11 protein-coding genes are annotated in these 15377 nt (G+C 73.7%); 5 read left to right on the forward strand and 6 right to left on the reverse strand.

The features are described 5' to 3' along the window. Window positions 1-12: 12 nt before the first annotated feature. Together ITJ48_RS08725 and ITJ48_RS08730 are read right to left on the reverse strand one after the other, a co-directional pair. Window positions 13-3216 (reverse strand): efflux RND transporter permease subunit, encoded by a 3204-nt coding sequence (locus ITJ48_RS08725; protein WP_194613208.1) that lies wholly within the window; start codon window positions 3214-3216, stop codon window positions 13-15. Between the two features lie 173 nt (window positions 3217-3389). Then, entirely contained in the window at window positions 3390-4886 is a 1497-nt protein-coding gene (locus tag ITJ48_RS08730; RefSeq protein ID WP_194613209.1) for a PLP-dependent aminotransferase family protein, read from the reverse strand. A 78-nt stretch (window positions 4887-4964) separates the two neighbouring features. On the opposite strand from ITJ48_RS08730, the gene ITJ48_RS08735 reads away from it, so the two are divergent. The 5 genes from ITJ48_RS08735 to ITJ48_RS08755 all read left to right on the forward strand — a co-directional run bounded on the left by ITJ48_RS08735 (window position 4965) and on the right by ITJ48_RS08755 (window position 10243). Further along, window positions 4965-5633, forward strand: coding sequence for a YitT family protein (locus ITJ48_RS08735; protein WP_194613210.1), 669 nt, complete (start codon window positions 4965-4967; stop codon window positions 5631-5633). A gap of 100 nt (window positions 5634-5733) precedes the next feature. Next, entirely contained in the window at window positions 5734-7989 is a 2256-nt protein-coding gene (locus ITJ48_RS08740) for an amino acid permease (RefSeq protein ID WP_228506816.1), read from the forward strand. Between the two features lie 402 nt (window positions 7990-8391). Next, a complete protein-coding gene (locus ITJ48_RS08745; protein WP_194613212.1) occupies window positions 8392-9543 on the forward strand; it encodes an LCP family protein in 1152 nt (383 codons plus the stop codon). A gap of 117 nt (window positions 9544-9660) precedes the next feature. Continuing rightward, window positions 9661-9879 carry a DUF3073 domain-containing protein gene (locus ITJ48_RS08750; protein WP_192042857.1) on the forward strand — a complete coding sequence of 73 codons (219 nt, stop codon included), beginning with the start codon at window positions 9661-9663 and terminating at the stop codon, window positions 9877-9879. Between the two features lie 7 nt (window positions 9880-9886). After that, window positions 9887-10243 (forward strand): VOC family protein, encoded by a 357-nt coding sequence (locus ITJ48_RS08755; RefSeq protein ID WP_194613213.1) that lies wholly within the window; start codon window positions 9887-9889, stop codon window positions 10241-10243. Window positions 10244-10432: 189 nt separating this feature from the next. On the opposite strand, the gene ITJ48_RS08760 is transcribed toward ITJ48_RS08755, so the two are convergent. From ITJ48_RS08760 to ITJ48_RS08775, 4 genes are all read right to left on the reverse strand, one after another. Further along, the gene (locus ITJ48_RS08760; protein ID WP_123548770.1) at window positions 10433-10618 is read right to left on the reverse strand and encodes a hypothetical protein; all 186 of its coding nucleotides are present in this window, start codon (window positions 10616-10618) and stop codon (window positions 10433-10435) included. A 75-nt stretch (window positions 10619-10693) separates the two neighbouring features. After that, window positions 10694-12319 carry a hypothetical protein gene (locus tag ITJ48_RS08765; RefSeq protein ID WP_194613214.1) on the reverse strand — a complete coding sequence of 542 codons (1626 nt, stop codon included), beginning with the start codon at window positions 12317-12319 and terminating at the stop codon, window positions 10694-10696. After that, window positions 12316-13947: a hypothetical protein gene (locus ITJ48_RS08770; protein ID WP_194613215.1), complete on the reverse strand. Its 1632-nt coding sequence runs from the start codon at window positions 13945-13947 to the stop codon at window positions 12316-12318. Before ITJ48_RS08770 ends, ITJ48_RS08765 begins: the two co-directional genes overlap by 4 nt. Continuing rightward, window positions 13944-15326, reverse strand: a complete 1383-nt coding sequence (locus ITJ48_RS08775) for an AAA family ATPase (RefSeq protein WP_194613216.1) — start codon at window positions 15324-15326, stop codon at window positions 13944-13946. The genes ITJ48_RS08770 and ITJ48_RS08775 overlap by 4 nt, the downstream gene beginning before the upstream one ends. Window positions 15327-15377 lie beyond the last annotated feature (51 nt).

Here is a 15377-nt window from a genome sequence, read left to right on the forward strand (position 1 = left end):
GTTCTCGTGTCGCTACGCCCGGCTGTCGGCTGACGCTCCAGCCGACGTGCCGGCCAGCGGCTCGGCCGAGCCACCGGCCGAGCCGCCGCCCGCCGGCGACGCGTCGGCCGAGGCACCGTCGCGGCGGTCGGCCCGCCGCTCCCGCCACCCCTCGTACAGCGAGTACAGCACCGGCAGCACGACCAGCGTCAGCACGGTCGACGACACGAGCCCGCCGATCACGACGACGGCCAGCGGCTGCGAGATGAACCCGCCGTGGCCGGTGATGCCGAGCGCCATCGGGGTCAGGGCGAAGATCGTCGCGGTCGCCGTCATCAGGATGGGCCGCAGCCGCCGCGATGCTCCCTCGAGCAGCGCCTCGCGCACCCGCAGGCCACGGGTCCGGTACTGGTTCACGAGGTCGATCAGCACGATCGCGTTCGTGACGACGATGCCGACGAGCATCAGCACGCCGATCAGCGACGCGACGCCGAGCGGGATGCCGGAGGCGAGCTGCAGCAGGATCGCGCCGGTCGCCGCGAACGGGATCGACACCAGCAGGAGGAGCGGCTGCAGCAGGCTGCGGAACGTCGCCACCATGACGATGTACACGATCAGGATCGCGATGAGGACCGCGAGGAACAGCTGCGAGAAGGCGTTCGACTGGTCGGCGACGGCGCCGCCGACGACGGCGTCCGCCCCGGCGGGCAGGTCGAGCCCGGCGATCGCGTCGTCGACCTCGGTGCCGGCGCTCGACAGGTCGTCGCTCGACGGGGTCACGGTGACGGTGGCGCTCCGGACGGCGTCGGTCGTGGTGACCGACGTGGGTCCGTTCGTCTGCTCGACCGTGGCGATCGAGTCGAGGCGCACGGGCCCGGTCGCGCTCGGCAGCTCCAGCGCGCGGAGCTCGTCGAGGGTCGCGGGCGGCGTCGGGTCGACGGTGTAGATGTCGACCGAGCTGTTCTCGATCTCGAGCGAGCCCACCCGGAACGGCTGCACGGCCTGCGAGACGATGCCGCCGACGGCGACCTCGCTGAGGCCGATCGCCGCCGCCGCGTCGCGGTCGACGACGACGCCGATGACCGGCTGGGCGGCCTGCAGGTTCGACCCGGCCTCGGCCGTCCCCGGCAGGTCGCCGACCGCGGTGAGCACGGTCTCGGTCGCGGTCTGCAGGGTGTCGGGGTCGGGCGCGGTCACGTCGACGGTGATGTCGTTGCTCGTGCCGAAGCCGCTCGACGCGGTCAGCTCGATGTCGCCCGCGTCGGCGACGTCGTCGAGGCGCGAGCGCACCTCGGCCTGCAGCGCGCCCTGGTCGGCGTCCTCGTTCGTGGTGATCGAGTAGGTGACGGTGCTGTCGCCCGTGCCGCCGAAGAAGCTGGCGATGGAGGTGCCGCTCGAGCCGATCGTGAGCTGCACCGTCTCGATGCCGTCGACGCCGTCGAGCTCCGTCTCGACCTTCGAGGCGGCGTCCGAGAGCACCTGCAGGCTGGAGGCGGGCGCGAGGGTCTGCGTGACGGTGAACGTGTTCTGCCCGCTCGCCCCGAGGAAGTTCGTCTTCATCAGCGGGATGGCCGCCGCGGTGCCGCCGAGCACGAGCACGGCGACCAGCAGGGTCACGACGGGGTGGCGGAGCGTGCCTCGCAGCACCGGCACGTAGACCCGGCGCAGGCGGTCGAGCGGTGCCGGGTCGGTCGGGTCGGAGGCGGCGGTCGTCAGGCGCTCCTGCGCCTGCTCGCCCGCGGCGCCCGGCGCGTGCTTGTGCACCTTCGGCGCCCGGAGGAACCAGTACGCCAGCACCGGCACGATCGTCAGCGAGACGAACAACGACGCGAGCAGGGCGATCGTCACCGTCAGGGCGAAGGGCCGGAACAGCTCGCCGGTGATGTTGCCGACGAAGGCGAGCGGCAGGAACACGACGACGGTCGTGACGGTCGACGCCGTGACGGCGCCCGCGACCTCGCGGACGGCGGTGGTGATCGACGCGACGCGGCCGTCGCCTCCTGCGAGGTGCCTCTTGATGTTCTCGATGACGACGATCGAGTCGTCGACCACGCGCCCGATGGCGATGGTGAGTGCGCCCAGCGTCAGGATGTTGAGCGTGTAGCCCGCGGCCTGCAGGCCGATGAAGGTGATGAGCACGCTCGTCGGGATGCTGATCGCGGTGACGATCGTCGAGCGCACCGACAACAGGAACACGAGGATGACGATCACGGCGAAGACGAGCCCGAGCAGCCCCTCCTCCGCCAGCGCGTCGATCGACTGCTGGATGAACGGCGCCTGGTCGAAGACGATCGACAGGTCGACGTCCGAGCCGAGGTCGGCGGCGAGCGACGGCAGGGCGTCCTGCACCGTGGTCGACACGTCGACCGTGTTGGCGTCGAGCGTCTTGGTGACCGCGATCGTCAGGGCGTCCTGGCCGTCGACACGGCTGATCGAGGTGACGGGCGCGCCACTGAGGGCCACGTCGGCGACGTCGCCGATCGTGACCGCCGAGGTGCCGCCGAGCAGCGGCAGGGCCGCGACCTCGTCGGTGCTCGTGAGGCGCTGGCCGGCCTGGATCGAGAGCGTCTGGCCGTTCTCGGTGAGGGTGCCGCCGGGGATGAGGGTGCCGTTGGCGTCGAGGGCGTCCTGGAAGGCCTGCGTGGTCAGGCCCGCCGCGGCGAGCGCCGTGCGGTCGGGCGTGATGACGACGCGCTGGCCGGCGTCGCCGTAGATCGAGGCCTCGCGGACGCCGTCGAGCTTCTGCAGGTCGGGCACGGTCGTGTTCGTGAGCCGGTCGACGAGCGCCTGGGTGTCGTCGGCCGAGTAGCCGGTGACGGCGATCTGCACGATGGGCAGGTCGTCGAGGCTGCCGGTGACCACCTGGGTGTCGACGCTGTCGGGCAGCGTCAGCCGGTTGATCGCCGACTGGATCTTCTGCTCGGCCGCGCCGAGGTCGGTGCCGTAGGTGAACTCGGCCGAGACGGTGCTCTGCGACGTGCTCGACGTCGCGGTCGTGCCCTCGAGCCCGGGGATGATCTGCACCGCCTGCTCGATCGGCGTCGACACGTCGTCGTTCACGACCTCGGGCGTCGCGCCGGGGTACGAGCTGACGATCGCGATCTGCGGGAACTGCACGTTGGGCGCGAGTTCCTGCTTGAGCGACGTCAGCGCGATGCCGCCGAAGACGGCGACGACGATGGTGACGAGGGCGATCAGCGCGCGGTTGCGCAGGCTGAAGACGGACAGAAGATGCACGAGGCTCCGGTGGTGAGAGGGAGGGGAGAACGGGGGAGGCGACGGTCACGACCTGCACCGCGCCTCCATTGTCACCAGCCTCTCTGGGAACTGGCGGCGCTTTCTTACACGCTGTGCAGAGGTGGCCGGAGGTGTCTCGACGTGGAGGAACCGCCGCGCGCCGCCGCGACGGGCTAGACGACCTCGGCCATGAGGGCGCCGCGCGGCGCCTGCACCCCGTCGATGCCGTCCCAGGCCGCGGCGAGCGCCGTGAGCGCGCGGTCGGTCTCGTCGTCCGGGTACGAGTACGGCACCCGCAGGAACCGCTCGAACGCCCCGTCGACGCCGAACATCGGCCCGGCCGCGAGCAGCAGCCCGTGCCGGCGGGCGGCGAGCACGAGCTGCGAGCTGACCGGTGCGCCCAGGCCCACCCACGTCGTGAGGCCGCCGGCCGGCGACGGCACGCTCCACCCGGGGAACGCGCTGCGGAGGCCGGCGACGAGCCGGTCGCGGCCGTGCCTCAGCTGCCGGGAGCGCGCCTCCAGCACGCCGTCCATGTCGCCGAGCAGGTCGGCGACGATCAGCTGCTCGAGCACGGGGGTGCCGAGGTCGCCGGCCGAGCGGGCGCGCACGAGGCGCTCGACGAGGGGCCGCTCGGCCCGGATCCAGCCGATCCGCAGCCCGCCCCAGAGCGACTTGCCGACCGAGCCGATCGTGACGGCGGGCCCGTAGGCCGCCATCGGCAGCGGCCGAGCACCAGCACCGCCACCGGCACCGGCACCGGCACCGGCACCGGCGAAGGAGGCGCCCCGCGGCCCCCCGACGACGAGCTCGGCCATCGTCTCGTCGGCGATCACGATCGTCCCCTCGTCCGCCGCGGCCTCGAGCACGCGCACCCGCTGCGCCTCGAGCATCGTCGCCCCGGTCGGGTTGTGGAAGTCGGGCATCAGGTAGGCGACGGGCGGGCTCGTGCGCCGCAGCGTCTGCAGCAGCGCCGACTCGTCCCAGCCCTCGTCGACGGTGACGCTGACCGGCGCGAGCCGGGCGCCCGCGGCCCGCAGCGCCTCGAACGCGTGCGGGTAGCCGGGCGTCTCGACGACGGCACGGTCGCCGCGGCCGACGAGCACCCGGGCCAGCAGGGCGATGGCGTGCTGGGCGCCGAGGGTGACGACGATCTGGTCGGCACTCGTCTCGAGGCCACGGGCGCGGTAGCGGGCCGCGATCGCCTCGCGCAGCACCGGGCGGCCGACGGTGTCGTAGCCGGGCTCGGACAGGTACGCGCCGAGGCGTCCCGCAGCCCGCTGCGCCGCCTCCGCGATGCCGTCGACGGCGGGCATGGCCGCCTTGGTGAAGTCGAGCACGTCGCCCTCGGCGGCGGGCCGCGTCGACCGGACCCGCGCCTGGTCGGGCAGCCGCACGACGCTGCCGCTCCCCCGCAGGCTCGTGACGTGGCCGGCGTCGCGCAGCGCGGCGTACGCCGCGGCGACGGTCGTGCGGCTGACCCCGAGGTGCGTCGCGAGGTCGCGCTCGCTCGGCAGGCGCGTGCCCACGGAGAGCCGGCCGTCGAGCACGAGCAGGCGGATGCGGTCGGCGAGCGCGGCGTAGCCGGGCGACGAGGAGGCGCGCCACGAGTCGAGCAGCACCCCCAGCGCCCGTGACGACACGGCCGGTCCGCTCGTGACGATGCTCATGCGACGACAGCTCTCATGCAGCCACACTAGGCCGATTGGACTCTTGCTACCAGGCCGCTCTCCCTATTGGATCGGTCCATGCTCCTCACCCGCCGCCTCCTGCAGCTCCTCGTCGGCCTCTTCCTCTACGGCGTCGCCATCGCACTGATGGTGCGCGCCGGCATCGGGGTCGCCCCGTGGGACGTGCTGACGCAGGGCATCGTGAAGCAGACGGGCCTCGGCTTCGGCCTCGTCGTGTTCCTCACGAGCGTGCTCGTGCTGCTGCTCTGGATCCCGCTGCGCCAGAGGCCGCGCTTCGGCACGATCGCCAACGCGCTGCTCGTCGGGCCCTTCGCCGACCTCGGCCTCCACGTGCTGCCGCAGCAGACGGTGTGGTGGGCGCAGGGCCTGACCTTCGCGCTCGGCCTGCTGCTGCTCGCCGCCGCGAGCGGCCTCTACATCGGCGCGGCGTTCGGGCCCGGTCCGCGCGACGGCCTGATGCTCGGCCTGCACCGCCGGTTCGGGGTCCGGGTCGGGGTGGCCCGCACCGCCATCGAGGTGACGGTGCTCGCGATCGGCTGGCTGCTGGGCGGCCAGGTCGGCATCGGCACGGCGCTCGAGGCGGTCCTGATCGGGCCGATGGTGGCCTTCGCCCTGCCCCTCTTCGCGCCTCGCGCGACACGTGTCGCCGACCCCTCGACCGACTCGACCACCGCCTCCGGCACCCCCACAGGCCCGGTCCCGACCACCTCCGCGACGGCCGCCTGACGAATCGGGAATGCCCCGTCCCCGCCATGAGTTGACAGGCCCTCGGCGCGGAGTAGAGTCGCCGCTCGTGACTGACGACACCAGGTCGCCGAAGCGGTGGCTGATCGGTGAACCCCTCCCCTCGGAGAAGCTCGAGGGCCAGCTGCTCCCCAAGCACCTCGCCCTCCCGATCTTCGCCAGCGACCCGCTGAGCTCGGTGGCCTACGCGCCGCAGGAGCTGCTGATGATCCTGCTGATCGGCGGGCTGGGGTTCCTCACCCTGGCGCCGTGGGTCGCGGTCGCGGTCGTCGTGCTGCTGCTCGTCGTCGTGGCGTCGTACCGCCAGCTGATCAAGGCCTACCCCTCGGGAGGCGGCGACTACGAGGTGGCCCACCGCAACCTCGGCGAGAAGGCCGGCCTCGTCGTGGCCTCCGCCCTGCTGGTCGACTACGTCATGACGGTCGCCGTCTCGGTCGCGTCGGGCGTGGACAACATCATCTCGGCCGTGCCCGAGCTGGCCCCGGTCCGGGTCGAGCTGGCGATCTTCTTCGTCATCGCGCTGGCCGCAGTCAACCTGCGCGGGGTGCGCGAGTCGAGCAAGGCCTTCGCCGTGCCGACCTACCTCTTCGTGTCGAGCGTCTTCGTCATGATCGTGATCGCGCTCGTCCGCACCGCCCTCGGCGACCCGCCGGTGGCCGAGAGCGCCGAGTACACGGTCCAGGCGGACCAGCTGACGCAGGCCGCGTTCATCCTGTTGCTGCTGCGTGCCTTCTCGAGCGGCTGCTCGGCCCTGACCGGCGTCGAGGCGATCGCCAACGGCGTTCCCGCGTTCCGCCGGCCCAAGGTGCAGAACGCCCAGAAGACCCTCGTGCTGATGGGCAGCATCGCCATCGTGCTGTTCGCCGGGCTGGTCGCCGTGGCCCTGATCGCGAAGGTGCACTACGCCGAGGACGCCTGCGACCTACAGGGCTTCGTCGACTGCGAGGGCACGCCTCAGCGCAGCCTGATCGCCCAGATCGCGAGCGCCGTGTTCGGCGGCTCGCTGTTCGGCATCCCCTTCTACCTGATCCAGGCGTGCACGGCGGCGGTGCTGCTGCTGGCCGCCAACACGGCGTTCAACGGGTTCCCGCTGCTCGGCTCGATCCTGGCGCGCGACCAGTACGCCCCCAAGGCGCTCAACACCCGCGGCGACCGCCTCATCTACTCGAACGGCGTCATCGTCCTGGCCCTCGTCGCCTGCGCGATCCTGCTCGTCTACCAGGCCAGCGTCACCGGGCTGATCCAGCTCTACATCATCGGCGTCTTCGTGTCGTTCACGCTCGGGCAGACCGGCATGGTCGTGCACTGGACGCGCATGCTGCGCGAGGGCTGCGCCGACCGCGGAGCCGTGTACCGCGCCCGGGGCATCAACGCCTTCGGGGCCCTGCTCACCGCCTCCGTGCTCATCGTCGTGACCGTGACGAAGTTCACGCACGGAGCGTGGCTGGTGTTCGTGATCATGCCGATCCTGTTCACGCTGATGCTCGGCGTGAACCGCTACTACCGCGACGTCCGGGTCGAGATCGAGCCCGACGCGACCACGCAGTTCGGCTCGCACGGCGACCACGCGATCGTGCTCGTCGGCACCATGCAGAAGCCGGTGCTCAAGGCGCTCGACTACGCCATCGCCGCGCGGCACGAGTCGCTCGAGGCGATCCACGTCGGCATCGACGACGAGGCCACCGCGCTGCTGCAGCGGCAGTGGGCCGAGCAGGAGATCGAGGTGCCGCTCCGCATCGTCGCCTCGCCCTACCGCGACATCAGCATGCCGCTGATCAAGTACATCAAGGCGCACCGGGCCGAGCACGGCTCGGAGGTCGTGACGATCTACACGCCGATCTACATCGTCGGCCACTGGTGGGAGGCGGCCCTCCACAACCACAAGAGCCGCCGGATCCGCCAGAAGCTGATGCTCGTGCACGGCGTGACGATCTCGCTCGTGCCGTGGCTGCTCGACTCGTCCGAGATGCTCTACGGCCGCCGGTCGCGACCGATCCCCGGCCAGGACCGGCGCGGCGAGCCCATCCGCCCCCTGCCCCGTCGCCCGCTCGGGCCGGTCGGGTCGGTGCCCGCAGGAGGCGCGGGTCCGGCCGGCAGGTCCGGCGCGGCCGTCGAGGGCGGTGCCGTCCACCGCGGCCTCGTGGTCGAGGCGGAGCGCGACGCCCCCGGTGCCGACTCGACCGCCGCCCCCTCGGGCGAGCCCCACGCCCCTGGTCCGAAGCAGACTCCGCGTGCCCCCGGCAAGGGCCAGAACGTGGGGAACGCCCGCCGCGGCGACGCGGCCCGACGGGCCCGCTCGGCGGCCCGCAACGGCACGGGCCCCCGCCGCAAGAAGTAGCGCCCGAGCCGCGCCGGGCCCTGCTCGGCGGCCCCGGGCCGCCGCCGCCGGGCCTGCCGGCGCCCGGCTCGGCGGCTCCAGACCGGCAGCGCGTGGCCCGGCGGCGCCCGGCCCGACAGCGCCCCGCCCCGCCCGGCCCGACGTGGTGCAGCGAAAGGGGACGCCGTAGGCGTGGGCCCACGCCCACGTCGTCCCTTCTCGCCTGACTGCTCGCCCACGACCAGGCGGCTGCGGCTGCGGCTGCGGCTGCGGCTGCGGCGGAGCCTGGGCATCGTCTCGACATCGTCGGCCGAGCCTGGACTGATGTATCACCCACGAGATATCGTCTGGTCGGCCCTCGAGCGACGAGGGCGAGCACGCCCACCCGGGCGGGCACCCGCCGACGCATCCCGGAGCACCACCATGGACGACCTCTCTGCCCTCGGACTGGGCCGCGACGACGACGCGACCGACACCTCCTCGTCCGACACCGAGCGCGAGCAGCACGCCGAGCGCGAGCAGCGCGCCGAGGGCGACGAGGGCCGAGGACGCCGCGGCCGCCGCAGGCCCCACTCACGTGCCGCCCGCGCCCTGATCGGGGTCAGCCTCGCGCTCGTCGCCCTCCTCGTCGTGGCAGGCGTCGCGGCCGGCGGGTTCGCGCTGCACCTGGCCTCGTCGTGGGACGACGCGACCACGACCCTCGACGACGCGTTCCCCGCCGACGCCGGCCGCCCGGCGCCCGCGGACGACGGGTCGCTGAACGTGCTGCTGATGGGCTCCGACTCCCGGGGCGACGAGACGACGCTCGACGACGGCTCGCCCTCCGACCAGCGCACCGACACGATGATGCTGCTGCACGTCGACGCCGACCGGCAGCACGCCTCGGTGATGTCGGTCATGCGCGACCTGTGGGTGCCGATCCCCGGCCGCGGCGAGGGCAAGATCAACTCCGCCTTCGCGCACGGCGGCAGCCCGCTCGCGGTGCAGACCGTCGAGCAGCTGCTCGGCGCGCGCGTCGACCACGTGGCGATCATCGACTTCGAGGGGTTCGCCGACATGACGACCGCGCTCGGCGGAGTCGACGTGGTGAGCGAGAAGGCGTTCCGCAGCGCGTCGTCCGACCCCGGGTCCCCCCACGAGTACGTGCGGGGCGTCAACCACCTCGAGGGCGACTCCGCCCTCGCCTTCGTGCGGGAGCGCAGCGCGTTCGCCGACGCCGACTTCCAGAGGGTCGAGAACCAGCAGGCGTTCCTCGACGGGGTCCTCCGCACCCTCGTCAGCCGGGCGACCCTCACCGACCCGACGCGCGTCACCGGCTTCCTCGCCGCGACCGCGCCGCACGTCACGGTCGACGCCGACCTCGACGCCGGGACCCTCGTGGCGCTCGGGGCCGGCCTCCGTGGCCTGCGCCCTGACGACGTCGACTTCTTCACCGTCCCGACCGCCGGCACCGGCACCTCGGCCGACGGCCAGTCGATCGTCCTCCCCGACGACGCGGCGATCTCGCAGCTCCGCGACGCCCTCCGCGACGACCAGGTGCGAGGGTTCCTCGACGCCCGTGGGGGCCGCCCGTGACAGGCCGTCAGGGCTGGGGGCACATGCTAAGATCGATGCAGTTTTGCAACGTCACCTGTCGGTAGTTCCCGGTTCGTCCGACACCGTTTCCGGGCCGAATTCACGAGGGGGTCACGCATGGGGCGCGGCCGTCAAAAAGCCAAGCACACCAAGGTCGCCAGAGAGCTGAAGTACTTCAGCCCTGACACCAACTACGGTGCGCTCGAAAAAGAGCTTGCGACCAAGAGCGATTCCGACGAGTACGTCGACCGGTGGGCCGACGACTTCGAGGACGACTCCGACGTGGACGCCGACCTCGACGAGGGCGCGGACGACCACCAGAGCAAGAGCGCCTAGGCGCGCGATGACGCTCGAGTGGGAACAGGTCGTCGTCGACGCTCTCGATCCTGACGCGCTGGCTGCCTGGTGGCGCGAGGCGCTCGGCTGGGTCGACATCAGCGAGCCGGGCGACGAGCCCGAGCTGCGTCCGACCCCCGACTCGCTCCCCGGGCTGCTGTTCGTGCGCGTGCCCGAGCCCAAGACCGTCAAAGATCGGCTGCACCTCGACTTCCGTCCCGACGACCAGGCGGCCGAGGTCGCGCGGCTCGAGGCCCTCGGTGCCGTGCGCGTCGACGTCGGCCAGGCCGACGCCTCCTGGGTGGTGCTCGCCGACCCCGAGGGCAACGAGTTCTGCGTGCTCGGCTCGCGCCGCACCTCCTAGCGCCCGCCCAACGACCGTCTCCGTGCGGCGTCTCCGCGCGAGCACCAGCGCGACGCGCGAGAGCACCGGCGAAGAGCACGGGCAGCACGACGCGACAGCGACGGACCTCCGCGATCCATCGCGTCGGTTCGTCGTCGTCGCGTCGTCTGGTGGACCGCCGCAGCGCCGAGGAGGCGCCGGCCCGGTCCCCTAGCCGACGAGCTGCCCCAGCACGGGCATCAGGCCCATCGCGACGACGAGCACGAGCCCGCCCGCGGTGAGGAACGCGACTCGCTTGCCGCCGGTCACCGGCGAGACGCCGCGCCGGGGAGCCGGGGTGAGGGGCACGCGGGTGACGCGTGCGACCGGGAGGCTGGTGGGGGTGTGAGTGGTCATCTGGTCGACTCCTTCGTCGTCCGTGCCGACGTCGTCGTCGGCTCCGCCCCGGAGGGCGTCTGCTGAGGATACGCCTCACGGACCGACAGTCGCCTCCCCGTCCCCGTCCCCGGGCAGGTCGAACGTGAAGTCGGGCACCTCGATGGTCGGCACCGCCGTCGGTGCGCGCGGGGGCTCCGAGCCGAAGTCGGGCAGCCTCCCCGGCCCTCGCTGCTCCTCCAGCCGCTCGAGCTCCTGCTGTCGCTGCCGCTCCCGGCGCAGGGCGTCGCGCGCCTCCGGCCCGCCCGGCGCCCCCACCCAGGTGAGCCCGCCCGGCCGCTCGGCCGCTCCTCCGGAGGCCACCTCGGCGACGGGCCCGCCGAGGCCCAGCAGCAGGGCGAGCACGACGGCCCCCGCCGACAGGCGTCGGAGCCCGACCGGGCCTGCGTCGTGACGCACCGCGACCAGCAGCGCGCCGGCCAGCGGGGCCGCGAGCGACAGGCACACGGCGGCCGCGACGAGCGGGTTCGCGACGAGCCCCGCCGCCCACAGCACGCCGACGACGAGGACGAGCCCTGCCCTCACAGCCACCGCCGCGACGTCTGCCGCCCGTGGGCGCTGGTCGGTGTCGTCGGCGCCCCTGACCGACGACCGCTCGGCCGTCACCAGGCGCGCGGTCACCACGGCGCCGCCGACGGCCGAGGCGACGGACGCGAGGAGGACCAGGGCCACGCCCGGCAGCCCCTCGCCGTCACCCGTGCCGAGCGCCAGGATCCCGGCGGCCGCGGCCGGAGGCGCCACGACGTCGGCGACAGTCTGCAGCCGACCTCCGCGGTCGGACCAGAGCACCCGCCTCACGAACGACCGCGGCACCTCGGCCAGCACCGTGCGCAGCACGCGCAGGGCACCCCACACCAGGAAGACCAGCGGCGCCAGCAAGCCCAGGATGCCGGGGCTGACGGGCAGCCACACGGCTCCCAGCAGGGCCACGGTGGACACCGTCGGCGCGACGACGGCCGGTCGGTGGACGGCCCGGCGCACCGCCGCCTCCAGCCGCAGTCGCGTGGCGTCGTCGAGCGGGCTCAGCGCGGCCGCGGACCGCAACAGCCCTGCGGACGTGCCCGCCTCCGTGGTCGAGAGGCCGGCCAGCAGGACGAGGGCGTCCGGCTCGTGCGGGTCGAGGGCGAGGGCCCGACGCAGGTGGGTCTCCGCGTTCGCCGGGTCGTCGACCCGGTCGAGCACGCCCGCGACGACGTGCGCGAGGGGCAGGTCGGGCGCGAGCCGGAGCGCCTCCTCCACCGACGGCCGTGCCCGGTCGCGGTCCGCCCGGGTGGCCGTGGCGTCGTACCCGGCCGCCAGCCCGACGATGAGGTGCGCCCGGGTGGAGTCCGGATCGAGGCGCAGGGCCACCCGGGCCGTCTCGGCCGCCCGCCGGATGCCGTCCCCGGGCATCTTCAGCTGCACGCGGGCGAGGGCCACCAGCGGCTCCGCCGACTCCGGCAGCACGGCCACCGCCTCACGGGCCGTCGCCTGCGCCTCCTCGAGCGACCCGTCCGCCGCGAGCGCGTCGGTCAGGGCCAGCAGGAGGCGCGGGTCGCCGGGCGCCCCGGCGAGCGCCGCACGCAGCAGGCCCACCGCACGCCCCGGTCCGCTCGTCACCGTCGCGACCTGCGCCTCCCGCACCGCCTTCTCGACGGGGTCGACGCCCTCGTGGCCGCTCACCGCGCGGCCTCGTCGTCGGCGGTGCCCGGCGGCCCCGCGGCAGGCTCCGTCGACGGCTCGAGCGTCGGCTTCTCGAACGTGGGCAGCGGCCGAGGCACGAACTGCCCGGGTCGAGGGGCCTCGTCCTCGTCGGCCGAGTACTCGGGCAGCAGCGCCGTGAGCGCCTCACCGCCCGGCACCGAAGCCAGCCACGACGGCGCGAAGCCCCGTTCCGAGATCTCGGCTGCCGACGACCCGAACGGCACCAGCAGGCTCGCGACCACCACCGCGACGGAGGCCGCGAGGGCCAGCCGGGGAGCGACGGCGGCGCGGCGCGGTCCACGCGGGCCCGCGGTGAACGGAGCCCGGCGGAGCTGACGGAGGCGCGCCACGGGGAACGGCAGGAAGGCCAGCGCCGAGAGCAGGGCCGTGTAGCCGAGGGCGTTGCCGCTGACGAGCCCGCTCCCCGTCCAGGCGAGCACCAGCCCGACGAGCCAGAGCGCGGCGAACACGAGGGCGACCGGCAGTGCGCGCCGCCAGAGGCCCGCCCACTGGGTCTCCTCCAGCCGCACCTTCAACGCGCGCGGGACGGGGCCGGCCTCGTCGCGCTCGACGGTCCCCCGGCGTGCGGCACCGCTGAGGAGCACCGCCACGGCGAGCACGTAGACGCCGGGGCTCAGCACGCCCTCCTCCGCGACGACCAGGACGAGGCCGAGCGCGGCGACGACCGGTGCGGCGAGGTTCAGCAGCGTGATGCGGCGCTGCAGGCCGGGGGCGAGGACCACCCGACGCGTGAAGCTCGACGGGACGCCCTTGCCGACCTCGCGGGCGAGCAGCGCCAGCCGGAGCACCGCTGCCGCCAGGGCGACGAGCCCGAGCACGGCGACGAGGCTCATCGGGAGCACGACGCCGACGGCCGTCGCCGACACGCTCGCGACGACGGCGAGCAGGCCCAGGCGGTGCACGCCGTCGTGCACGACCGAGGTGAGCACCTGGGTCGCCTTCGGGTGGCCGGGGTCGGCGGCCAGCACCGACCGGGCGAGCGACACCCGGCGGGCCGGGGACGTCGTGCGGAGCGACGCGAGGAACAACACCGCCCTGGCGTCGTCGGGCTTCACGGCCAGGGCACGCCGCAGCCAGCGCTCGGCGGCTGCGGGGTCGGCCTCCATCTCGATCCACCCCGACGAGTGCAGGGCAGGGAACGACAGGGGGTCGAGCTCGACCGCCCGGCGGACGTGCTCCCTGGCCTGCTCGAGCCCTCCACCGGGCTCCTCGGCCCCCAGCACCGAGGCCTCCGCGGCGACGACGTGGGCGTCGATGGCCGCGGGGCCGGTGGGGTCGTCCGCGAGGACACGGTCGGCCACCAGGGCGACCTCGTCCCACCGCCGGAGGACGAAGAGCACCCGCGCCAGCTCGATCAGGGAGGCGGCGGAGTCGTCGAGCGCCAGGGCCCGCCGGGCGACGCCCTCGGCCGCCGCCGACCGCCCGCTCAGGCGGAGCACGACGGACAACGTCCGTAGCAGCCCCGGGTCGTCGGGGGCCGGGCGCAGGCCGTCACGGACGGCGCGCTCGGCGTCCGTCCAGCGCCGGGTCGCGATGAGCCGGGTCGCCTCGGCGAGCACCAGCTCGCGCGGCGCAGCCTGGTTCACAGCATCTTCCGCGAGCGGAGGTACTCCTTCAGGTCGTCGTAGCGACCGCTCTCGTTGGCGAACTCGACCACGTTGCGCGACGACTCGAGCCACGGCGTGGTCGACGACTTGACGCCCCTCATCGCCTCGACCACGTGGGGCATGCCGATCGGCGCGACCTGGCCGCTGCGGATCGACTCGTTCATGGCGATCTCGGCGGCGGTGTCGCAGATGAAGGCGAGGTCCGCGCCGCTGAAGCCCTCCGTCCGGTCGACCACCCAGCCGAGGTCGATCCCGGCGATGGGCCGCTTCGAGAGGTGGTGCCGCAGGATCGCGTCCCGGGCCGGCTCGTCCGGGGGCAGCACGAGCAGCGTGCGGTCGAACCGGCCGGGCCGGAGGAACGCCTCGTCGACGTCCCACGGGTGGTTGGTCGCGGCGAGCACGAAGAGGCCCTCGTTCTGCGTCGAGACCCCGTCGAACTCGAGCAGCAGCTGGTTCACGACCGACTTGAGCCAGGCGGCGCCGCCCAGGTTCGACCGCTTGCCGGCGACGGCGTCGAGCTCGTCGATGAACAGCACCGTCGGCGAGAGCTCGCGGGCCTTCGTGAAGATGGCCCGGACGTTCTTCTCGCTCTCGCCCATGAACGACGAGAGGATGTCGGCCATGCTCACGGTGAGGAACCGCGCGCCGAGCTCGCCCGCGACGGCGCGGGCGATGAAGGTCTTGCCGCAGCCGGGAGGACCGTAGAGCAGCAGTCCCCCTCGCAGGCTCTTGCCGAACGCGGCGGCGATCTCCGGGTGCTTCATCGGCTCGAGGAAGCTGTCGTTCAGGCGCTTCTTGACCTCGTCGAGGCCGCCCACGTCGGCGAGCGTCACCCGCGTGCCGCCCGGGTTGAGGATGGCGACGTCCTCCTCGGCCGTCGTGTAGACGACGCCGTCCTCGGTCGTGACGAAGGGCGCGGGCACGACGCCTCCGATCTGCTCCTCGAAGAGCGACCAGTCGACGCCGTCGTCGTCCTCGTCGTCGGTGCCGTCGGCATCGGGGGCGTCGGCATCGGTGCCGTCGACGCCGGGCCCCGGGGCTCCCGCGACGCCCTGCGGACCGGCCGCGTGCCGTGGGGCGGCCGGTGCCCCCGACGACGACGCGGGCCCGACCTGCTCGGCGGTCGTGGCAGGCGCCTCCGTGACGGGGGCCGCCCCGAGGGACGAGGTCGCCTGCGTGATCAGCGCGAGCGCGGCCGGGTGGCCGGGCACCTGCTCGAGCACCTTGCCCAGGTGGCCGAACGACTCGGCTCCCCTGCCGGTGGCGATGAGCGCGCCGGCCAGCGCCAGGCGCGGCCCCACGGCCCCCGGATCGGCCTGCACCTCTGCCTCGTACTGCGCGATGACGTCGTCAGCCACGGTGTCCCCCCTCGTCGTGTGACACCAGCGTAGGCCGCGGGTCAGCGACGG

It is taken from the genome of Frigoribacterium sp. VKM Ac-2530 (assembly GCF_015350835.1).
GTDB lineage: Bacteria > Actinomycetota > Actinomycetes > Actinomycetales > Microbacteriaceae > Frigoribacterium.

What these genes read in the sequence shown, in the direction of transcription:
- ITJ48_RS08755 (WP_194613213.1), top strand. Translation starts at nt 9,887, where the DNA reads ATGACGCTCGAGTGGGAACAGGTCGTCGTCGACGCTCTCGATCCTGAC.
- ITJ48_RS08730 (WP_194613209.1), bottom strand. Translation starts at nt 4,886, where the DNA reads ATGAGCATCGTCACGAGCGGACCGGCCGTGTCGTCACGGGCGCTGGGG.
- ITJ48_RS08750 (WP_192042857.1), top strand. Translation starts at nt 9,661, where the DNA reads ATGGGGCGCGGCCGTCAAAAAGCCAAGCACACCAAGGTCGCCAGAGAG.
- ITJ48_RS08735 (WP_194613210.1), top strand. Translation starts at nt 4,965, where the DNA reads ATGCTCCTCACCCGCCGCCTCCTGCAGCTCCTCGTCGGCCTCTTCCTC.
- ITJ48_RS08760 (WP_123548770.1), bottom strand. Translation starts at nt 10,618, where the DNA reads ATGACCACTCACACCCCCACCAGCCTCCCGGTCGCACGCGTCACCCGC.
- ITJ48_RS08745 (WP_194613212.1), top strand. Translation starts at nt 8,392, where the DNA reads ATGGACGACCTCTCTGCCCTCGGACTGGGCCGCGACGACGACGCGACC.